The sequence below is a fragment of the Bacteroidales bacterium genome, from assembly GCA_016707785.1.
Lineage (GTDB): Bacteria > Bacteroidota > Bacteroidia > Bacteroidales > UBA4417 > UBA4417.
The window spans coordinates 1-21,387 of sequence record JADJGZ010000003.1 but is presented as its reverse complement, the minus strand read 5'-3'; the positions used below and the strand labels follow the sequence as shown (position 1 = coordinate 21,387).

Annotated in this window: 18 protein-coding genes and 2 pseudogenes; 15 read left to right on the top strand and 5 right to left on the bottom strand. The window is 41.7% G+C overall.

Features of this window, described 5'->3' with window-relative positions; all coding sequences use genetic code 11:
• Positions 1-5 precede the first annotated feature (5 nt).
• The 12 genes from IPH84_03320 to IPH84_03265 all read left to right on the top strand — a co-directional run bounded on the left by IPH84_03320 (position 6) and on the right by IPH84_03265 (position 12,050).
• Positions 6-2,534, top strand: a complete 2,529-nt coding sequence (locus IPH84_03320) for an MBL fold metallo-hydrolase (protein ID MBK7172265.1) — start codon at positions 6-8, stop codon at positions 2,532-2,534.
• A 65-nt stretch (positions 2,535-2,599) separates the two neighbouring features.
• Complete coding sequence (locus IPH84_03315; GenBank protein MBK7172264.1) at positions 2,600-2,983, top strand: hypothetical protein; 384 nt, start codon at positions 2,600-2,602, stop codon at positions 2,981-2,983.
• Between the two features lie 13 nt (positions 2,984-2,996).
• Positions 2,997-3,770 carry an enoyl-CoA hydratase/isomerase family protein gene (locus IPH84_03310; GenBank protein ID MBK7172263.1) on the top strand — a complete coding sequence of 258 codons (774 nt, stop codon included), beginning with the start codon at positions 2,997-2,999 and terminating at the stop codon, positions 3,768-3,770.
• 101 nt (positions 3,771-3,871) lie between these two features.
• A complete protein-coding gene (locus IPH84_03305) occupies positions 3,872-4,018 on the top strand; it encodes a hypothetical protein (protein ID MBK7172262.1) in 147 nt (48 codons plus the stop codon).
• A gap of 32 nt (positions 4,019-4,050) precedes the next feature.
• Entirely contained in the window at positions 4,051-5,595 is a 1,545-nt protein-coding gene (locus IPH84_03300) for an acetyl-CoA carboxylase biotin carboxylase subunit (GenBank protein ID MBK7172261.1), read from the top strand.
• A gap of 98 nt (positions 5,596-5,693) precedes the next feature.
• Positions 5,694-6,041 (top strand): acetyl-CoA carboxylase biotin carboxyl carrier protein subunit, encoded by a 348-nt coding sequence (locus tag IPH84_03295; protein ID MBK7172260.1) that lies wholly within the window; start codon positions 5,694-5,696, stop codon positions 6,039-6,041.
• Positions 6,042-6,323: 282 nt separating this feature from the next.
• Positions 6,324-7,469, top strand: a complete 1,146-nt coding sequence (locus tag IPH84_03290) for an acyl-CoA dehydrogenase family protein (GenBank protein ID MBK7172259.1) — start codon at positions 6,324-6,326, stop codon at positions 7,467-7,469.
• A 559-nt stretch (positions 7,470-8,028) separates the two neighbouring features.
• On the top strand, positions 8,029-8,883 hold the full coding sequence (locus IPH84_03285; GenBank protein MBK7172258.1) for a hydroxymethylglutaryl-CoA lyase: 855 nt from the start codon (positions 8,029-8,031) through the stop codon (positions 8,881-8,883).
• Between the two features lie 50 nt (positions 8,884-8,933).
• Entirely contained in the window at positions 8,934-9,626 is a 693-nt protein-coding gene (locus tag IPH84_03280; GenBank protein ID MBK7172257.1) for a CoA transferase subunit A, read from the top strand.
• A 161-nt stretch (positions 9,627-9,787) separates the two neighbouring features.
• A complete protein-coding gene (locus IPH84_03275) occupies positions 9,788-10,171 on the top strand; it encodes a four helix bundle protein (protein MBK7172256.1) in 384 nt (127 codons plus the stop codon).
• 78 nt (positions 10,172-10,249) lie between these two features.
• On the top strand, positions 10,250-10,903 hold the full coding sequence (locus IPH84_03270) for a CoA transferase subunit B (protein MBK7172255.1): 654 nt from the start codon (positions 10,250-10,252) through the stop codon (positions 10,901-10,903).
• Positions 10,904-11,039: 136 nt separating this feature from the next.
• Positions 11,040-12,050, top strand: coding sequence for a pyruvate carboxyltransferase (locus tag IPH84_03265; GenBank protein ID MBK7172254.1), 1,011 nt, complete (start codon positions 11,040-11,042; stop codon positions 12,048-12,050).
• Positions 12,051-12,384: 334 nt separating this feature from the next.
• Here IPH84_03265 and IPH84_03260 read toward each other — a convergent pair whose 3' ends face one another.
• A complete protein-coding gene (locus IPH84_03260; protein ID MBK7172253.1) occupies positions 12,385-12,792 on the bottom strand; it encodes a DUF1761 domain-containing protein in 408 nt (135 codons plus the stop codon).
• A gap of 217 nt (positions 12,793-13,009) precedes the next feature.
• Positions 13,010-14,083, bottom strand: a complete 1,074-nt coding sequence (gene buk, locus IPH84_03255) for a butyrate kinase (GenBank protein ID MBK7172252.1) — start codon at positions 14,081-14,083, stop codon at positions 13,010-13,012.
• Positions 14,084-14,438: 355 nt separating this feature from the next.
• On the opposite strand from buk, the gene IPH84_03250 reads away from it, so the two are divergent.
• Positions 14,439-16,139 (top strand): hypothetical protein, encoded by a 1,701-nt coding sequence (locus IPH84_03250; GenBank protein ID MBK7172251.1) that lies wholly within the window; start codon positions 14,439-14,441, stop codon positions 16,137-16,139.
• A 211-nt stretch (positions 16,140-16,350) separates the two neighbouring features.
• Here the strand turns inward: IPH84_03250 and IPH84_03245 are convergent.
• Together IPH84_03245 and IPH84_03240 are read right to left on the bottom strand one after the other, a co-directional pair.
• Positions 16,351-18,189: pseudogene (locus IPH84_03245) on the bottom strand (hypothetical protein).
• A gap of 276 nt (positions 18,190-18,465) precedes the next feature.
• Positions 18,466-19,758, bottom strand: a pseudogene (locus IPH84_03240) (cobalamin-dependent protein).
• Positions 19,759-20,610: 852 nt separating this feature from the next.
• Here IPH84_03240 and IPH84_03235 point away from each other — a divergent pair.
• Positions 20,611-20,874, top strand: a complete 264-nt coding sequence (locus tag IPH84_03235) for a hypothetical protein (GenBank protein ID MBK7172250.1) — start codon at positions 20,611-20,613, stop codon at positions 20,872-20,874.
• Between the two features lie 221 nt (positions 20,875-21,095).
• On the opposite strand, the gene IPH84_03230 is transcribed toward IPH84_03235, so the two are convergent.
• On the bottom strand, positions 21,096-21,284 hold the full coding sequence (locus IPH84_03230; GenBank protein MBK7172249.1) for a hypothetical protein: 189 nt from the start codon (positions 21,282-21,284) through the stop codon (positions 21,096-21,098).
• On the opposite strand from IPH84_03230, the gene IPH84_03225 reads away from it, so the two are divergent.
• The coding region (locus IPH84_03225; GenBank protein MBK7172248.1) for a hypothetical protein at positions 21,283-21,387 on the top strand (105 nt) is incomplete at its 3' end. The genes IPH84_03230 and IPH84_03225 overlap by 2 nt on opposite strands.

Below are 21,387 nucleotides of genomic sequence, written 5' to 3'. Positions count from 1 at the left end.
CAATTATGGAACTATTTTCAATTCCAACAGGAAAATTTAAACTGGATGGAGGGGCTATGTTTGGAGTAGTGCCCAAATCCATCTGGAATAAAGTGTATGCCGCCGATGAAAATAACCTGATCCCATTATCCATGAGGTGTTTGTTGATCGTTGACCGGGACCGCAAAATCCTGATTGATAATGGGATTGGGAATAAACAGGATGAAAAATTTTTCAAGCACTATTATTTACATAGTGACGACAGTTTAGATAAATCTCTGGCCGGGATTGGGCTAACAAGAGAAGATATCACTGATATGTTTCTTACACATCTCCATTTTGATCATGCCGGAGGTAGTATCAGCAAGGATTCGCAGGGAAATTACAACCTCACTTTCCCCAATGCTACTTATTGGATTAGCCGCCCACAATGGGAATGGGCTGTCAATGCAAATCCAAGGGAAAAAGCATCTTTTCTCAGGGAAAATATATTGCCAATTGCAGATTCCGGGAAATTACGTCTTTTTGACGGCCCCTTCGAACTTATACCCGGAGTCGAAATAGCCATCTTTAATGGTCATACTGTAGGACAAGCCATTCCTTTTATCCAGTATCGGGGCAATACCTTTGTATTTATGGCTGATACCATCCCTACTTCTGCCCATATACCGCTCCCTTATATCATGAGTTATGATACACAGCCGCTTATCAGCTTAAAAGAAAAGGAGGAATTCCTGGAAGAAGCTGTAAAGAATGGATATATTCTCTTTTTCGAACATGATGCTTTCACAGAATGCTGTTCAGTTGAGCTTACAGAAAAGGGGTATAAATGTTCCAAAAGCTTTATGCTTAATGATTTTATCGAAAAAGGAGAAAAATTATTGCTCCCACATCAATTTAAAGGATTTATTTCTATAAATTTACTCTTTCACACTATCCCTGATCATTTGTACCGTATTGAATCAAAAGTAAGGACTACTTCTGCTGAATTTAAAACAGGAGAAGCCGGTTTCCTGGATTTATTATCCAGGCATAAGTCATTGTATGATGATGTGCTGAACTCAGTTCCGGAAGAAGCTATCCGAAAACATAAGGAACGGGGGAAATTATTGGCAAGGGAAAGAATTGACCTTCTCATTGATCCCAATACGCCTTTTCTTGAATTATCTCCACTGGCGGCATATGGTATGTATAACAATGAATTTCCAAGTGCAGGGATAATTACCGGCATTGGTGTTATTCATGGCCGGGAAACTATCATTGTTGCTAATGATGCGACAGTAAAAGGGGGCACCTACATCGAGCAATCCATAAAGAAACATGTGAGGGCTCAGGAAATTGCTATGGAGAATCATTTACCCTGTGTTTATATGGTGGATTCTGGGGGCGTTTTTCTGCCTGAGCAAGCCCGGGTTTTTCCTGACAAGTATGATTTCGGGAGATTTTTCTTCAACCAGGCAAGGATGTCAGCACTTGGTATTCCTCAAATAGCAATTGTAATGGGTTCATGCACTGCAGGTGGCGCCTATGTTCCGGCGATGAGCGATGAAACGATTATTGTGCGCAACCAGGGTACGATTTTTATTGGGGGCCCACCTCTTGTAAAAGCGGCTACCGGAGAAGAAGTAAGTGCAGAGGAACTTGGTGGGGCTGATGTCCATACCAGTATTTCCGGAGTTGCTGACCACCTGGCTGAAAACGACCGCCATGCCATACAGATTTGCAGGGATATTTTTCGAACCCTTAAAAAGCCTGCCAGGCAAGCACTGGAATTAGCGCCTATTGAGGAACCCTTTTATGATCCTAAGGAGTTATATGGTATTGCACCCATTGATTTGCGAAAACCTGTTGATTCTCATGAGATTATTGCCAGGATTGTCGATGGAAGCAGGTTCCATGAATTTAAGGCCCGTTATGCCCCAACCTTGGTAACTGGTTTTGCCAGAATCATGGGTTTCCCTGTTGGGATTATTGCAAATAACGGAGTCCTGTTTTCTGAGACGGCCCTTAAAGGTGCTCATTTTATTGAATTATGCACCAGCAGAAATGTCCCGATCATATTCTTGCAAAACATCACTGGCTTTATAGTTGGAAAAGAGTATGAAAGAAGGGGTATTGCACGTGATGGGGCAAAACTGGTTCATGCAGTTGCCAATGCCATGGTTCCTAAATTCACAGTTGTATTTGGAGGCTCATTTGGTGCAGGCAATTATGCAATGGCTGGACGGGCTTATGAACCCCGCTTGCTGTTTATGTGGCCAAATGCCAAGATAAGTGTTATGGGTGGCGAGCAGGCAGCTGGCGTGCTTATTACAGTAAAGGAAGACCAACTCAAAGCTAAAGGTAAAACACTGTCCGAAACAGACAGGGACTCCTTGAAGGCTAACATACTTAAAAAATACGAGGAAGAAGGATCTGCATACTTTAGTACCGCCCGACTATGGGATGATGGAATTATTGACCCCATTGATACCAGAAAGGTACTGGCAATGGGTATCTCTGCATCGCTCAACAAACTATGGGATGAAACAAAATATGGCGTTTTCAGGATGTAATTCCTAAACCCTGTTTTTGAAAGAATCTACCACTAATTGTGAATTAACCAGGATGGCAGTGAAAAATGCCATCATTCAGAATCATTACTAGTTTACAAGTTCTATTTCGTACGACTATGGTTAAAAACAGTTTCAGATGTAGCTTATCAACTGCGGTTTACACTAACCGTCAGGTCATTAATCACGGAAAATCTATTACCATTGTGATACATGATATCAATGATGGAAACTGGAAATTCTTTTCAAAGGAGGATAAGTCAAACCCGAATGAACAGGCGATCCTGGTTTCACTTCAGGAAATACTGATTATAGATCCATCCGTTGGAGAAATAGCTCATCTTCCTGAAGGAAGTATTGCGACCAGGAGATATATAGGAGATGATTGGAAAGTAGTATCAAGTAAGTTTCAATCCCGTGTTGTTGAACAACCGCGGGAAAAATCTGAATAAAAAATTTACCGCAATGAAGTATCGTTCCACTCTTTCACTTGATATTGAAGATGATATAGCAACCATTGCCCTGAATCGCCCTGATATCAGGAATGCTTTCAATGAGGTTATGATCTCGGAAATCACTGATGCTTTCCGGGAAATTGAAAAAGTGGAATCCATAAGGGCTATTATTCTCAGAGGTGAAGGGAAATCATTTTGTGCCGGGGCTGATCTGAACTGGATGCGAAATGTTTCGAAGTATACTTTTGAACAGAATTACGAAGAGAGTTATCGACTATCACAATGCTTTTATACCATCTATACTTCTCCGAAACCCACCATCGCATTAGTACATGGTGCTGCAATCGGAGGCGCTAACGGATTATTAGCTGCATGCGATATCGCCCTCTGTGATAACGAAACCGTTTTTTCGCTTAGTGAAGTAAAAATTGGAATTGTTCCTGCTTGTATTTCACCATATGTGATAAAACGTGTTGGAGAGTATGGAGCAAGGGAACTTATGCTTACTGGCCGAAGAATTAATGGGCCGGAAGCAGAAAAATATAAACTTGTAAATAAGTCCTTGCCATCGTCTGAACTGGAGGGCTATTGCCGGAATATTACTGATTTGCTCAAATCCAGCGGCCCCAAAGCAATTGCACAATGTAAAAAACTGATCGATGAGGTAACCAATAATATAACATTGGATGAAGCATTGTCCTATACAGCCCATATGATTGCTGAAATCAGAGCCTCATCAGAAGGACAGGAAGGAATGGCCGCTTTTCTTGAAAAAGCCCCCTAACTGGATCAACGAATCAGAAATCAATTAATTTTCAAGTCATTTGTCAGGTATTCCGGGAATTAGTATCTTGGATTTGTTTTAGTTCCAGTACATTTCATGTTGTGAAAATCAATGTTGGCGTTGAAAACCTGGCAGAATTGAATGGGATTCTTTTCCGGCTTCTATCATACCAGGGACTTTTTATCCACCAATTGATAAATCCTGAAACGAAACAGGAACGTTTGAATTATAGCGTTCCACAGCAATAAAGCATGCTGTTTTAATGTAAATATCCTGTTTGATGAAAATTACGAAGGTTCTTATTGCCAATCGCGGTGAAATTGCGGTTAGAATCATGAAAACAGCCAGAAGGCTGGGTATCAAGACTGTTGCTATATATTCTGAAGTCGATATTGATAGCCGACATGTCGAAATGGCCGATGAAGCTTACTGTCTTGGACATTCAGCATTAGCTGATACATACCTTAATACTGCAAAGATTATTTCTGTCGCAAAGGATTCATTTTGTGATGCCATCCATCCCGGCTATGGATTTCTTTCTGAAAACCCATCCTTTGTTACTGCCTGCCAGAATGCCGGACTTATTTTTATTGGTCCGGATAGCAATGTGATGCATGTAATGGGGAATAAGATTGAAGCCAGGAATTTTGCTGCCTCTATTGGGATTCCTATTACCTCGGGCCTCACCGGTACTCCTTCTTCGATCCTTGAACATGCTGATGAGATTGGCTTTCCTCTGCTTGTTAAAGCTGCTGCCGGAGGAGGTGGAAAAGGGATGCGAATTGTTCGTTCAAAAGAAAATCTTATAGAAGCATTAGAATCAACTTCCAGGGAAGCAGCCAATTATTTTGCAGATGGGACGGTATATGTAGAGAAATTTGTCGAAAATCCACGTCATATTGAGATTCAGCTTATCGGGGATCAGCATGGGAATGTGATTCATCTTTTTGAAAGGGAATGCTCTATACAGAGAAGGTATCAGAAAATTATTGAAGAAGCCCCCTCTCCAACGCTTAATCCTGTTGTGCGATCACAAATGGGAGATGCTGCTGTAGCCATTGGGAAAGCTATTGGATACCAGGGTGCCGGAACAATTGAGTTCCTGGTTGATGCCGGCTTGCAGTTTTATTTCCTTGAAATGAATACCAGGATTCAGGTGGAACATCCTGTAACTGAGATGACTACGGGAATTGATATTGTGGAGGAGCAAATAAGAATCGCTTCCGGCGAACCACTTAGATTTAAACAGGAAGATCTTAAACAAAAGGGTCATGCTATTGAATGTCGGATATATGCAGAAGACCCTGAAAATGGATTTCTTCCTTCTCCAGGAAAAATGAATCTTTACCATGAGCCATCTGGGGCTAATATCCGCGTTGATTCAGGAATAGCCGGTAAGCCCGTTATTCAATCTTTCTTTGACCCTATGATTTCCAAGCTGATTGTATTCGGTGAAGATCGGGAATCAGCAAGGCATGGGATGATTGATGCATTGAATAATTATGTCATTCATGGTATCAAAAACAATATCTCCTTTCTTCATGCTATTCTTGAACATAAAGAATTTATTGACAATCAGATTTCTACTAAATATTGCGATGAATATACTACCATCCTAATAGAAGAGATTAAGCAAAAGATGCTGGATGTTGATATCCGGATTCCCTTATTTGCCGGATTAATAGGCAGTTTACAGAAAGAAGAACATTCTGTCACCAACACCTGGGATAAGATTGGATATTGGAGGATTTTTATGCATCCAAGTTTTCAGATAGGGTCGGAAATCTATAAGTTAACAATCAGGGATTCTCCAAGCATCAATTAAAACTCATCTGGAACAATGAAGAAACCATTGTTGATTATCATTGTTTCTCCAATGGTAAAGCTGAACTTATTATTGATGGGCAGCATCATCTTACATGGTTGTCGAAACCAGAAGTTGGAAAGGTGCTGGTAAATTCATCAGGAACTACTTTTGAGGTAACCAGGTTGGACCTTCTTTCTGTACAACCGGAATTTTCCGGTTCAGAAGGAATGGCTGAGTCCAGTCTTGAAAATATTGTTTCTCCAATGCCAGGAAAAGTAATCAAGATTTGTGTTACTGAAGGCCAGGCTGTTACAAAAGGGGACCTGCTACTGGTAGTAGAAGCAATGAAAATGGAAAATAACATTCTTTGCCCCGGGGACGGGATAGTGGATCGCATCGAAGTTGCAGTCGGCGAACTGGTTGATGGCAATACCAGGCTTATTCATGTTAAGGGCAATGATTAACCAGGTAACCCCAGTAAATATTTGATGGTTTGATTTCTTGCCCGAATAAATAATATTTTAATCTAAACGGCCCTTAATCTATTAATCAAAACATGTATTTGATTGTTTAATTATTTATTAAATCAGGTAGCAGGAACCAGGAAACTGTGAGGGTGGTACAAATAATTGCACCGTGCATTTCTTTCGCATTTTGCCTGGTAGAGAATATTGCCGGAATGTAAAGGGTTTATGCTTTTTATTATTTTAGCATAAAACAAAATATTTATCTGATCTTCACCTACTATGGACTTTCAGCTTACAGAAGAACAATCATTAATTAGGCAAACCGTCAGGGATTTTGCAGAACGTGAAATCCGACCAGTTGCTAAAGAGCTGGATGAATCGGCCCTTTTTTCACCTGAGCTCACCAGGAAAATGGGAGAATTGGGTTTATTCGGGATCTCAGTTCCAGTGGAATATGGTGGTCACGGAATGGACACTCTTTCTTATATTATTGCTGTTGAAGAGCTTGCCAGGGTAGATGGATCACAAGCAGCGACCATTGCAGCACATAATTCACTGGGAATAGGTCCGCTTTACTATTACGGAACAGAGGAACAAAAGCGCAAATATTTACCTGCTCTGTGCACAGGGGAGGCTTTGTGGGCGTTCGGACTTACAGAACCTGATGCTGGGTCCGACTCAAGGGGAACCCGAACAAACGCCTATCTGGAAAATGGGAACTGGATAATAAATGGTTCTAAAATATTTATTACCAATGGTTCAGCAGAAATTTCTATTGGTGCTACTGTTCAGGCTGTGACAGGAGAGGTTGACGGGAAAAAGCAGTTCTCTACAATTATTGTTGAGAAAAATACACCTGGTTTTACCCGCAGAACTATGCATGGTAAAATGATGTGGAGAGCCAGTGACACAGCAGAATTGTTTTTTGATGATTGTAAAGTGCCTGAAAGCAAATTGCTAGGGAAGGTTGGTGAAGGATCTAAAATTATGCTTTCCACACTTGATAATGGGCGACTTTCAATTGCTGCAATGGGGCTGGGTTGTGCCCAGGGCGCCTTTGAACTGGCCTTAAATTATGCCAAAGAGCGCAAACAGTTCGGGCAACCCATATCCAAATTCCAAGCCATTGCATTTAAGCTTGCAGATATGGCTACGAAAATTGAATTAGCCCGGAATCTGCTATATAAAGCCTGTTGGTTAAAGGATAACCATCTTCCTTTTGCAAAAGAAGCTGCTATGTCGAAACTATATTGCTCTGAAATTGCAAAAGAAGTTGCAGATGAAGCAGTTCAAATCCATGGCGGATATGGGCTGATGAAAGATTATGAAGTAGAAAGATTCTATCGCGATCAACGATTGCTTCAGATTGGTGAAGGGACTTCTGAAATACAAAGGATGGTAATTTCAAGGTACATCGGGTGTTGATGTCGGATGTTTGATGTCGGATGTCGGATGTTTGATGTCGGATTTCGGATGTTTAATGTTTGATGTCGGATATCTGATGTTTGATAATTTATGTGAGATGATTAATGTGTGTTCCTTATTCATTTTGTGTTTAATGTTATGTGTTTAATATTGTTTTCTGCAAACGACAGGTATTATCCCTGGGGGAAAATGAATGAAAAACACTAAACACTCAACACATAATTATTAAGTGAATTATCGAATGTTCGACATTTGACGGTTCGAAGGGATGTTTTTGGCATTTGATGTGGGTCACTTTTTCATTCTGTGTTTTATGTTATGTGTTAAACATTTGCTCTATGCCTGGGAGACATCATCCGTGATGGCAAAAAACTAAACACTCAACACTGGAAGCACCCCCGTTGGTGGTTTGGGGGGGGGGGGTTTTTTTTTTTTAAAAAGGGGAATCGTTTTTTTTTTTCCTCCCGGGGAGCTTTTTGTTCGAAATTTGAATTTTGGGATTTAACTGTCGTTAGTCTGATGTCTTAATAATCACCTCTCCTTTGCTAAAACTAATCATATGGAAAGCCTTCATATTACCGAGACGCCAAGGGATGCAATGCAGGGATGGGAGACATTTATTCCAACACTTGACAAGCTGGAATATATAAACTTGCTCTTATCAGCAGGTTTTTCTACTGTGGATGTGGGTAGCCTGGTATCTCACAAAGCTGTTCCACAAATGGCAGATACCCGGGAGGTAATAGCAAATTTGAAAGCGGGTCATCCCAAGACACAACTCATGGTTGTCATTGGTAATCGGAGAGGTGGTAATGAAGCTTGTACCCTTGAAAGAATTCAACTTATTGGTTTCCCATATTCGACATGCCCGACTTTTCTGAAAAGAAATATTAATTCAAGCCCGGAACAAGCATGGGATGAATTGGTTTCCATTCATCAATTAGTTAAGGATTCCGGTAAGAAGATGAGGGTATATGTTTCCATGGCATTTGGAAATCCATATGGTGACCCCTGGAGTGAAGAACAAGTTTTAATAGAAGTAGAAAGACTTGGGAATGCCGGATTTCAGGATATTGTTTTCTCAGATATCACAGGGGTAGCCACTGTGGATGGCATTCATTCCCTTTGTTCCAAATTAATCACAGAATTTGATGATCTTACCCTGGGGATGCATCTTCATGTAGGTGTAATGGATTGGGAAGCAAAAGTTGAAGCAGCCTGGCAATCAGGGTTCCGATGGTTCGAAGGTGCCATTGGAGGGCATGGTGGTTGTCCTATGACCGGATATGAACTTTTGGCAAACCTGGATACGCTGAATTTAATTGATTGGTGTAACCGAAAAGGAATTAATCATGGCGTTGATCTTGATGTATTAAAGGAAAGTAAGTTCTTGTCTGACAAAATATTTCGTTAAGTGACCAGAGTAATGGTATTTTTAATATTTTCATATGCAAAATCAGGAATATGAATAAAGAGGTTAAAGACGCACTTGAAGCAATCAATGGAATATCTGATGGAATGACCTTAATGGTGGGGGGATTCGGTTTGTGTGGAATTCCTGAGAACTGTATCACAGCTTTAGCAGCTAGTGGCATCAAGGGTTTGACATGTATTTCAAACAATGCCGGGGTCGATGATTTTGGCCTGGGATTATTATTGAAGAATCACCAGATTCATAAGATGATATCCTCCTATGTTGGTGAGAATGCTGAATTTGAGCGTCAACTGCTCAGTGGAGAATTGGAAGTAGAACTCATTCCACAGGGAACCCTGGCCGAACGTTGTCGTGCGGGTGGTTCAGGAATTCCGGCATTTTTCGTACCTGCCGGCTACGGAACTGAAGTCGCTGAAGGAAAAGAGATCAGAGAATTTAACGGGAAACCACATTTATTGGAACTTGCCCTGAATGCTGATTTTGCAATTGTCAAAGCATGGAGAGGCGACACCCATGGAAACCTTATCTATAGGAATACAGCAAATAATTTTAACCAGGCCATGGCAATGGCAGGAAAAATTACCATTGCCGAAGTAGAGGAAATTGTTCCCGCCGGGACTCTCGACCCCAATTATATTCATACCCCGGGAATATTTGTCCAAAGGATTTTCCAGGGAGTTGGATACGAAAAAAGGATTGAAAGGAGAACTATCAGGGGGTGATTTTTTGGAGATGGGGAGATGGGGAGAGGGAGAGAGGGAGAGAGGGAGAGATGGGGAGAGGGGGAGAGGGGTTAAAAGAGAGAGTTACCAATGTTTGGACAAGTCAAACGGAGTTTTGGGAAATGAATTAGAGCTATTAACTATTATTTATTGTTTGCGTTATGTTAATTGACACGTTTAAAGAATTGAATGTTTACAAATCTTCGATTGATGGAGCAATGAAAATTTTTGAGATAACAAAAAGGTTTCCAAGTGAAGAAAAGTATTCAATGACTGACCAGATCAGGAGATCTTCAAGATCAGTAAGTGCTAATCTAGGAGAAGCATGGAGAAGAAGAAGATACAGGGCGGCATTTATTGCAAAATTAAATGATTGTGAATCAGAAGCTAGTGAAACACTGGTGTGGCTTGAAATCGCTCAACGATGTAAATATATCACTGAAGAAGAATATGATCAACTGGATGCTGAATATAACCATATAATTGGCCAACTGGTCCGAATGGTAAATAATGTTGAAAAATGGATAATTAAAGACAATAAATAATCTATAGGAATTGGTTGTGTAGGTATAAGTTTTCACCTTCTCTCCCGTTCTCTTTTCTCCATTTCAAATAAAAGAAAAATGCCACTCACAAAAGAACAAATAGCACAACGTATTGCCCGGGAACTTAAGGATGGGTATTATGTGAACCTGGGAATAGGAATTCCAACACTGGTTGCAAACTATATTCCCGATGGGATACAAGTTACTTTACAATCAGAAAATGGGATCCTTGGGATGGGACCATTTCCTTTTGCCGAAGAAGTGGATGCTGACCTAATTAATGCCGGTAAACAAACGGTTACAGTAGTTGAAGGGGCCAGCTTTTTTGATTCTTCACTCAGTTTTGCAATGATACGGGGCGGACATGTAGACCTTACTGTGCTTGGTGCTTTTGAAGTTTCTGAAAAAGGGGATATAGCCTCCTGGAAAATTCCCGGGAAAATGGTGAAGGGTATGGGTGGTGCAATGGATCTTGTAGCTTCTGCAAAGAATATTATCGTTGCTATGCAGCATACAAGCAGAGATGGTTCCAAACTTTTGCCCGAATGCTCCTTGCCTCTAACAGGGGTGAATTGTGTTAAAAAAGTGGTTACCGATATGGCCGTTTTGGAAGTTACTGGTGATGGTTTCAGATTACTGGAACGTGCACCGGGAGTTACTGTCGAAGAAATACGCTCCGCAACAGCCGGCCGATTGATCATAGATGGAGAAATACCAGAAATGATCTTTTAGCTGCATTCGACCCGGGCACTAAATCTATTGCTTTACTGAATCAGACTCACATTTCTGTAAGAAATTTGATCCGAAAGGTCAATATTAATTCTGTAAACGTTTATAATTGAATCGATTTCATTAATCATAACCCACTATGAACTACCCCAAAAAAGTAACAGTCGGAGATATCACAGTACGTGATGGTTTTCAGCATGAGGAGAAATTTATCCCCACAGCCGCAAAATTATGGTTGTCTGAACAACTTATCCTTGCAGGTTTCAGGCATATCGAAGTTACAAACCTGGGAAATCCTTCTGGAATGCCCCAATTCAGGGATTCAGATGAAATACTGAAAAAACTCAGGGCAAGTAAATCCGTCGCGCATCTATTGCCCCAGGTGAGTATTACGGCTGTTACTATTCGTGAAAAGGCTATTGAACGTGCCATACAAGCTAAGCAGGAAGGCTGGGGGCCAGACAGGATACTCCTGATGGTATCAACAAGCGAGTCTCATCATAGGAAAAATTCAGGACTTTCATTGGATGAGTACTGGAAAATGGCGGAAAAATATATCCCGTTGGCCAGGGATGCCGGACTTAAAGTGAATGGAACAGTCAGTACAATTTGGGGATGCCCGATTGAAGGCCCTACGAAAATGGAAAAAGCTGTTGATTTCGCACAACGATGGTTTGATATTGGTGCCAGTGATGTGGAGCATGCCGATCACGATGGTTCTGCCTCCCCGGATAGGGTTTACCGATATTATTCCATGCTAATGGATAAGATTGGCCGTCCTGAAAAACAAATTGTTCATTTCCATACCACCAGGGGATGGGGATTGGCAAACGTGTTGGCTGCCTTACAGGCCGGTATGACCAATTATGAAAGTACCATGGGAGGAATTGGTGGGCAACCGGCCAACTTTGTTGATGGTGTCCCTGTTGCCGGAACAGGAGCTTATTACTATGCAGATCCTGGAATTACCGGACTTGTGCAGACGGAAGACCTTGTGGTTATGCTTGATGAAATGGGCATTGAAACCGGCCTTGATGTTGACAAAGTTCTTGAAATAGGCGCAATGGTAGAACGAATCGTTGGCAGAAGGCTTCGTTCGGAAACTGTTAGAACAGGAAGAATTCCTAAATCACTGACAGGAAAAGGCTGAGAAGAAGTGACTAGAGTGCCTGGAGTGAGCTAAGGCCAGGGTGAGCTAAAGTGAACTAGAGTGAGCCAAAGTGCCTGGAGTGAACTAGAGTGAGAGTGAACTAAAGTGAACTAGAGTTGTCAATTGAATCTGCGAAAATCCGTGGTGAAATCCGTCCGCCAGCCGGCGGATCCGTGTTCCATTTTTGTCTGAAAGTGCAAACATGCCTGGAGTGAACTATTGTGCCTAAAGTGAATTAGAGTGTATACAGTTTTTGGAATTCCGGATGCACCAGGGCTTGGCAGGTAAGAGAAAGCTAAACAATCGGAAAATCGCCTGCCAGCAACTTCAACTGTTATTTCCAGGCTCCCAGGATAAAGCCGGAGAGGGTGAAACCCACAGCCATATAGCCTGCATTGATAAGCATATATCTCCAACCTTTCATTTCATATAAGGCATTGAATGTCATGGCCATTGCCACCCATCCGAATCCTGTAAGAAAACCATACATTGCTCCTTCAGATGCACCTATCTTAGGGTCGCCAAGGAAAAATGCCAGGTTTGTTACCATGATCAGAGATAAAATAAAGGTAAATGTCATGATTTTGGCCATGTTGGCATTCTTTGCTGCATCCGGAGTCATGTTAAGTTCTTTCATCCAGATTTTCCCGAAAAGAACAGGGGAATACCAAATAGCACCAATTGCGTAAAAAGAAAGGGTTGAGACTAAAACAGCCAGCCAGTTAATGTTTGAAGGATCCATTACAATGTTTTTAGGGGTTACTAAACAAAATACTATTATTAAAACTTGCAGTTTTTAGAATTGATTAATTAGAGTGGATGGAAGATACAACAAGGAGCAGTGCAAATTCTTTAACAAATTTGTACTGTTTAGGTTCAGTTGGGGAATCTAAAGGAAATGTTTTCCTGAAACGAAAGGATTACAAGTAGACTGAGATTTAGAAGGGCAATGGAGCTTGCTATTGGTAGACAAGGATTTCTGCTTCTCCCCGGACAATAGTCACTCCATTCATGGCAAGTGAGTCAAGGTCATTCACAATGGGGTAAATGGAAACAGCTGCGATTTTTTCAATCCGCCTGATGAGTTGTGTGGTGAAGAACTTGCTATTCATGATAGCACCCATAATAAGGATGGCATCTACTTTGCAATCAAGGACCGTTGACATGGAGCCGATTTCTTTCGCAACCTGGTAAGCCATAGCATCCATAATCAGGGTGGCTTGTTCATCACCTTCATCTACCATGGAAAGGACCTGGCTGAGTGACTTTGTTCCCAGGTAGGCAAGAATGCCTCCTTTCTCAGTAATCAACTGTCGCATTTGTTCCCGTGTATACTTTCCGTTGTAGCAGAGGTCTATGAGCTGTCCAACCGGCAGACTTCCCGAACGGGTCATAGAGAAAGGGCCATCACCATCGAAAGCCTGGTTTACATCAACAACTTTCCCTCCATGATGTGCCCCAACAGAGACACCACCACTACCAATATAGGCAACAACAAGGTTCAGGTCCTCATATTTACGGTTGATACTCTTGGCATATTCCCTGGAGACATTTTTATGATTGAGTGCATGAAAAATAGAGGTACGTTCAATTTGGGGCAGTCCGGATACCCTTGCAATGGGTTCCAGTTCATCCACAACAACAGGATCTGCAAGGTAAGCCTTAGCATTTGGAAGCATTCCGGCAATCCTATCTCCAATCAAGCCCCCGAGATTTGTAGCATGACGACCCATAATCCCAGTACGAAGGTCTTTTTTCATTGCTTCATTCACCTCGTAAATTCCGGATTTTACCGGCTTGATAAGACCGCCGCGCGCCATCACAACACTAATTTCTGCCAACTCAATCTGGTTGTTGTTTAATTCCTGCATAATAAGCTGGGTGCGGTATTCCAACTGGTCAATCACATCTGCAAAGGCAGCCTGGTCCTCAGCCTTGTGGCGGATAGATTTGAGGAATATCAGACTGGTATTGCGATAAACGGCAATTTTAGTAATATCAACTTCAGGATAGATGACCAGGATACTTTTCATGGAAAGCTTGTTTTTGTTGGTTTGTCAAAGTTAGAAATATTTGATAAATCTCGTCCCGAAAGCCGTTTATAAGTTTAAATGAATGAAATAGGTGGATTTATTCATATATATTGAGCATTTATCAGGTTTATTTGAAGTACTATCCAGGTTTTTTTCATGATTTCAAAAAATATAGCTTACTGTAAAGATTCGCTAGAGTGTAACTTGTCCTAAGATTTAGACTACTCAAACTTAATTGATTTACCAGAATAGGGCAAGTATTCTAGATTGCTTTTTATACACATATTATACATGGACATATATAGATATAAATAATTTTATATATCTTTGTATAACTAACCCAAACTCCATAACTATGAAAACAAAATGGCCAATCGTACTGTCTTTCCTCCTATTGCCCTTTATTTTTGCAAATATCAGTGGAGATGAATACATTGTACTTAGCTGGAACGATCTAGGTATGCATTGTTCCAATAAGGACTTTTCAAAAATTGCAGTTCTTCCACCATTTAATAACCTGAAGGCACAGGTTATACGAAAAGGAAATGCGGAAACTTTGCCTGAAATTATTACGACTGGAATAAGTGTACACTATTCAATTCCTGGGAATACTTATTCGGTAGGCAAAACTAACTTCTGGAGTTATTCGCAGCAATTATTTGGAGTGACATTAGCTCCAAACATTGGACTCACAGGTGTGGGATTAACAGGGACAATGAACCCATTCAGTAATCATTATGCTGTTGAAGGTGTACCAATCACACCCTATACCGACAATAACCTGCTGACAGAGAATCCTTATCAACTTGCCTTAATAGAGGTATATAACAGTTCAAATAATCTTTTGGCATCTACACAGCCGGTAATTCCTGTTTCAAATGAACTCAGCTGTGTTAGTTCTGGCTGCCATTCCAGTGAGCAAGCCATATTAAACGAACATCCAAGAGAAGGGGGCTTTAACCCCAATGCCACCCCTATCCTTTGTGCAAATTGTCATTCCGATAATGCACTCGGGATGCCTGGTCAACAAGGCCTTCGTTCTTTTTCTTTTGTTATTCATGACAAACATAAGGATAAGACAAACAATTGTTATAAATGTCACCCTGGCCCAAATACTCAATGTTTTCGTGATGTAATGTTTTCAGAAGGGATGACCTGCCAGAATTGTCATGGAAGTATGAGTACTGTAGCTTCCAGTATTGAGAATGGCAGAGAACCCTGGCTGGAAGAACCTTCATGTGGGGCTTCAAATTGCCATGGTTCAAATTATGGGGAAGAAACAGGAAAATTATTCAGGAATTCAGTCGGACATGGCGGACTGTATTGTAGTGCCTGCCATGGCTCCCCTCATGCAATCCAGCCCACTATTCAGCCGAATGATAATGTCCAGAATATTGCTCTGCAGGGTTTTTCCGGGGTGCTTCGCCGTTGTGAAGTATGCCATGGAACAGTTCCCACCTCTGCAGGACCTCATGGATATTTGCCCTCAACACTCAACCTGACAGTTTTCCTGGAAAGCCTTTTTGCAGGAACGGCTATGAATAAAGCCCAGGATCAAACAGGTAACCAGTTCACCGGACCAATCGCAGATAAGATCACCATTGAACTTCATAATGCAAATCCTCCTTTTACCTTAGCCGCCGGCCCATTTACTGTGAACCTTAATACAAATGGTTCAGCATCACTTTCTTTACCGGCATCTATGAATTCCAGCTACTATATTGTAGTAAAACACAGGAATAGTGTTGAAACCTGGAACGGAACCCCTCTTTCAATAGGAGTAGGAACGGTCAATTATAATTTTAGTTTGGCAGCAAACCAGGCTTATGGCAATAATCTTAAACAAATAAATGGCAAGTATGTAATCTATGCCGGGGATGTTAACCAGGATGGGTTCATTGATGCTGCTGATATGATTAATGTTGACAATCAGGCAGCAAATTTCGCACAAGGTTACCTTCCTGATGATGTGAATGGAGATGGTGATGTTACATTTGCCGATATGGTGATGGTTAATGATAACTCAACCTTGTTTATTGGGAAAATTGTACCCTAATTAGTTTCTAAAAACTCATTCAATATTTGAAAGAAGATACCATTTATTAAATCACGGTTAGGGAAACCTGGCCTTTGTAATTAATATAACACCTTTCCACACTTTAGAAAATGTACGGCCTTGACAAATCCGACGAAAATGCCTCAACCTAACTCCGCCATCCACAACCGAACCGTATCCCAATCCGCTATCCGCAATCCCCAATCCGCAATCACATATTCCTCCTATACCGTCCCCCAACTTCAAACAAAGCCTGGGAGATTTGTCCCAATGAACAGTATTTTGCAGCATCAATGAGCGCTTCAAAGAGGTTTGATCCCAAAATGGCAGCCTCTTTCAGCCGTTCCATCTGCTGATGGCTTTCCTTCTGCCAGGCATTATGGAGATTGGCCAGCATAGCTACCTGGTATTGTTTTTCTGCCTCTGTTGAACGGATCACTTCTCCCGGAACATTCGTCGGTGACCCTTTTGAAGAAAGAAAGGTATTCACCCCCATAATCGGGAGCTTACCTGAATGTTTTTGATGCTCATAATACAAAGATTCTTCCTGTATTTTACTTCTTTGATACATGGTCTCCATTGCACCCAAAACCCCACCACGTTCAGTTATCCGGTCGAATTCAGCAAGTACTGCCTCTTCAACCAGCTCTGTTAACTCTTCAATAATGAACGAACCCTGCAATGGATTCTGATTCCTGGCGAGTCCCAATTCATGGTTAATGATGAGTTGTATTGCCATAGCCCGACGCACCGATTCCTCTGTTGGAGTGGTAATGGCTTCATCATAGGCATTGGTATGTAAGGAATTGCAATTATCATAAATTGCATACAAAGCCTGGAGGGTTGTGCGGATATCATTGAAATCAATCTCCTGGGCATGCAGTGACCGACCGGATGTTTGTATATGGTATTTCAGCATTTGAGAACGGGGGCCCGCCTTATACAATCCTTTCATCGCCTTTGCCCAGATGATACGTGCAACTCTACCCATTACCGAGTATTCAGGGTCAAGCCCGTTTGAGAAAAAGAAAGACAGGTTGGGAGCAAAAGCATCAATTTCCATTCCCCTCGAAGCGTAATACTCTACATAGGTAAAGCCATTGGCCAATGTAAGGGCTAACTGGGTGATAGGGTTTGCTCCTGCTTCGGCAATATGGTAACCTGAGATGGAAACAGAATAGAAATTCCTGACATTGTTCTGAATGAAATACTGTTGAACATCACCCATCAAACGTAAGGAAAATTCAGTGCTGAAAATGCAGGTGTTTTGTGCCTGGTCTTCTTTCAGAATATCAGCCTGCAAGGTTCCTCTTACTTTCGATATAGTATCAGCTTTTATTTTTGCATAAACTTTTGCCGGCAAAACAAGGTCTCCGGTGATCCCTAAAAGCATCAGCCCAAGTCCATTGTTTCCCTTTGGATAGGAATTCTTCTTGCCTCCATCAGCCAGCGTAGAATTATATTTTGGTCGTGGTAATCCTGCTTTATCCCAGATTGAAGCCAGTTTCTTTTCTACCTCTTTTTCAAGTCCGTGTTCCCTGATGTATAGCTCACATTGCTGATCGATGGCAGCATTCATGAAGTAAGCCAGCATAGCCGGAGCCGGGCCGTTGATTGTCATTGATACGGAAGTTGCCGGATCACAAAGATCAAACCCGGAATAGAGCTTCTTAGCATCATCAAGGCTGGCAACCGAAACACCAGCATTTCCGATTTTGCCATAGATATCGGGCCTGATGTCCGGTCTGCCCCATATAAGGTGACGGAGTCAAAAGCGGTAGATAAAATAATCTCTTCGCGGGCATCCCTAACAAACATAATGAAACCCTTTTATTAGTTCTTTCTGGTCCGCCTTCCCCCGGCAAACATGGGGTTGGATCTTCATTTTCACGTTTGAATGGATAAACCCCACAGCAGCATAAAGGAAACTCTCGGGTATATTTTCCCTAAGGTTCCATTTTAAAATATCGCCCCAGTCACGGTACCTTGGCAGTCTGATTCTGGGAATCCTCAGGTGTGAAAGACTTTCAAAATAGGTTTGTACCTTCATGATTTCTTTGTCACGAACTTTATATGTATAGAAATCCTTATGAAAAGCTTTCACTTTCTGTTCCCCTTTCAAGGATTTTGCGGTTTTCAGTTTCCAGCTTTTCTCCTCTTGGTGGAGTTGTTCAAGCAGTTGTTTCGAATTCCGGCTTATTTGAAAAAGCACCTGCTGATTTCGCAGCGCTATAAATCCAGTGGCATTTTCAACTTGTTCTTCTGTCCAACGGTTGTCTTTCTGATGGTGTCAGATATATCAGTCAAATAGCGGGTCCTTGAATGATCATTGATGAGGCTTTTCTCTGTGGGAGGCGCAATATAGGTGGACTTGAAACCAGCCTGTGCTTTTACAAGGTAAAGCCAGAGTCTGGTATAGACTGTTTACACCCGGATCATTGAATTGGAACGCCATCGTGCCAAAAACAGGCATTTCCTGCAATTCGGTTTCGAAAAGCTTGTGATTCCTCTGATATTGTTTTCTGACATCTCTCAAAGCATCCTGGGCACCTCTCTTATCTGATTTATTGATAACTACCAGGTCGGCAAAGTCCAACATGTCAATTTTCTTTCTCCAGCTGTGTGGCAGCTCCATATTCAGAGGTCATCACATACATATGAACATCGCTGTATTCAGCGATTGCAGCGTCAGGATTGTCGTACCTGATGACTCGAGGATTACCCGCCATATCGAAAGCCAACATTTTTGACAAGGCAAAGGAGCATCCATTGCTTATATATTTTGAAAGGGCAAGGTTGGCTTGGCGCGTTGCCAGTGATCGCATATAAACTCTTGTGCTGTGAATGGAATTCATCCTTATCCTGTCACCTAACAAAGCACCGCCTGTTTTTCTGCGACTAGGGTCTACTGAAACAATGGCAAGGTTCTTATCCGGAAAGTCCTGTAAAAATCTACGGACCAGTTCATCTACCAGTGATGACTTCCGGCGCGCTCCTCGGTTCCTGTTATTCCTAATACAGGTGTAAGAGTTTTGAGAACAATCTTTGCCTAGTTTCTTTAATAAAGGTTTAACTTCCTGTGGATAATTTTTTGCGCTGATATCAATCGGACAGAGTCCACATTGATCCTTCACTGACACGTCAAAATCAGAATCTTTGCAAGATGTCACCCGGTGGGATAATCAAATAGAAAAATACTTCAGAGGCTAATCATCCCTTGTAATCCCATATGTACTGCCATCATCGGGGAAATGAAATCCTGGTAATACCATAAGCTTGTAATTCTTCTATTTCATGAGGTAAGATGGCTCTATCCACACTCCTCCAAAGATCTTTATATGATTGCAGCCTCTTTCTTTCAGTAAATCATACATATACTTAAAAAACTCCATATATGCCCCCTGGTAAGAGGTTAAGGCAATAGCCTGTGCATCTTCCTGTATCGCACAATCCACAATCTCCTGCCTCGAACGGTCATGCCCCAGATGGATTGCTTCAACCCTGTGCTCTGAAGAATTCTTCGCATGGCATTGATAGCGGCATCATGTCCATCAAAGAGAGGGACTGCTGTTACAATCCTGACATGATTTTTTGGCGAATAAGGGCTTATGGAATCCATAGAGGTATTTGGTTTCAAAGTTGATCATATATGCAAATATATATATTTAATAGATTTGGAAGAACTCTTTCATTGTGTATATTTATCACTTAATCAGCTATATCTTGTTTATAAGTAGCTTATCATTCAAGCCCGGTATTCTTCCTGCCATATTCTTGGGTTTTTATGGCTATTTCTACATTTTAATCTGCAAGCACAGCATACGATTACGATTCGACCGGATTGGCCGAAATGAAGGGCTCTCTCAGAGTAGTGTTAACTGCATGCTTCGCGACAGGGATGGGATTATGGAATTCGGCTCCCAGGATAAGATTTGAACCAGTACGATGAAGCAGGAAATTCCTTGTCTTCCAGCATCAGCCTGGCGATTCGGCACGGTTTTATCAAACAATTATGTAGTTTCAATTGCCGAGGATGAACAGGAGTTGCCTGTGGATGGGAAATATGACCGAGAAATGTAACCGGCTTGATAAAAGAAAAGGTTCCTTTCAGGCTTTCAGGCATCAGAGGATTCAGTAAATTCTATTTCCCGGAAAATACAGTGTGGACTGTTGTGGGGATGGTGAAGGGGACATTTGGTGTGGTACCAGTAAAGGACTAAATTGTTATCATAAAAAACAAACGCTTTGACGTCTTCCGACCGGTAAAAGGAGATACCAACGGCCTTACTACTGATATGGTAAGTAAGCGCCTTTATAAAGATAGTCACGGAGACATGTTGGATCCAGGACAGTCGAAAAATTGTGCATGCTCGACGAATCAAAAAATGATTTTCCAGGTTCTATAACCCTTTTGAACAGGGGCTCCCCGGGCTAACCTTATCTGGTCAATTACTGAATCAATGCCGGAGAGATGATTGCTCAAGGACTAATAATGGTATTAGCTATGTGCTGGATCCTGATCGAAGGAAATATGCTCCGGATTGCAAGTTCTCCCAAAGATTTGCCATTGGTAAATTATGGTCGGTCATACCCCAATATCAGAGGAAAGGTATGGGTGGACTCTGACCGTGGTTTGTTGCTGTGCCAGACTGAGGGACAGAGTATTGAAGCCTTTCTTCATAACCAGGTAGACCCCAATAGCATTTCTGATAACCAATATCTGGTGCACATGTAAAAGATCCATCAGGTTTCTTGTGGTAGGACAAACAATGGCATTTTCAAAAATCAAAATCTTCATCTGCACATTTAACCTCATCTGCAGAATCCCCAAGCTGAATATACTTTCTTCTGCCAAAATCATGGCTATTCTGGAGGATCCTGAAAGTAGTTTCCTATGGCTGGGGGCAGGCGGGGAGGGCTTGGTAGTTTGTCGCCTGACAGGAGCGTTGTGAAAGTCTACAATTCTTCGAACTCTGCTTTGAGAAACGACTGGGTTTGGGCACTTTCAGAAGATAAAGAAGGGAATGTCTTTATACGGAAGGTGCAGGAGGGATCCTGATTCGACCGGAAGACCGGCAAGGTTAGTGCATATCCCATCGGGCAAAATGGGGCATCAGAACTTGCAAATCCAAGAGTATTGTGCATGTTATGTGCTAGTGATGGGAAAGTATGGATCGGAACAAGAGGTGGAGGCTTAAGTTGCCTGAATCCGGTTAGAAATCAGTTTGCCATGTATTCAAATGACAAG

Coding starts and splice junctions, on each gene's coding strand:
- IPH84_03320 (MBK7172265.1), top strand. CDS start 6: ATGGAACTATTTTCAATTCCAACAGGAAAATTTAAACTGGATGGAGGG.
- IPH84_03315 (MBK7172264.1), top strand. CDS start 2,600: ATGCCATCATTCAGAATCATTACTAGTTTACAAGTTCTATTTCGTACG.
- IPH84_03310 (MBK7172263.1), top strand. CDS start 2,997: ATGAAGTATCGTTCCACTCTTTCACTTGATATTGAAGATGATATAGCA.
- IPH84_03300 (MBK7172261.1), top strand. CDS start 4,051: ATGAAAATTACGAAGGTTCTTATTGCCAATCGCGGTGAAATTGCGGTT.
- IPH84_03290 (MBK7172259.1), top strand. CDS start 6,324: ATGGACTTTCAGCTTACAGAAGAACAATCATTAATTAGGCAAACCGTC.
- IPH84_03285 (MBK7172258.1), top strand. CDS start 8,029: ATGGAAAGCCTTCATATTACCGAGACGCCAAGGGATGCAATGCAGGGA.
- IPH84_03280 (MBK7172257.1), top strand. CDS start 8,934: ATGAATAAAGAGGTTAAAGACGCACTTGAAGCAATCAATGGAATATCT.
- IPH84_03275 (MBK7172256.1), top strand. CDS start 9,788: ATGTTAATTGACACGTTTAAAGAATTGAATGTTTACAAATCTTCGATT.
- IPH84_03270 (MBK7172255.1), top strand. CDS start 10,250: ATGCCACTCACAAAAGAACAAATAGCACAACGTATTGCCCGGGAACTT.
- IPH84_03265 (MBK7172254.1), top strand. CDS start 11,040: ATGAACTACCCCAAAAAAGTAACAGTCGGAGATATCACAGTACGTGAT.
- IPH84_03260 (MBK7172253.1), bottom strand. CDS start 12,792: ATGGATCCTTCAAACATTAACTGGCTGGCTGTTTTAGTCTCAACCCTT.
- buk (MBK7172252.1), bottom strand. CDS start 14,083: ATGAAAAGTATCCTGGTCATCTATCCTGAAGTTGATATTACTAAAATT.
- IPH84_03250 (MBK7172251.1), top strand. CDS start 14,439: ATGAAAACAAAATGGCCAATCGTACTGTCTTTCCTCCTATTGCCCTTT.
- IPH84_03235 (MBK7172250.1), top strand. CDS start 20,611: ATGATTGCTCAAGGACTAATAATGGTATTAGCTATGTGCTGGATCCTG.
- IPH84_03230 (MBK7172249.1), bottom strand. CDS start 21,284: ATGCACAATACTCTTGGATTTGCAAGTTCTGATGCCCCATTTTGCCCG.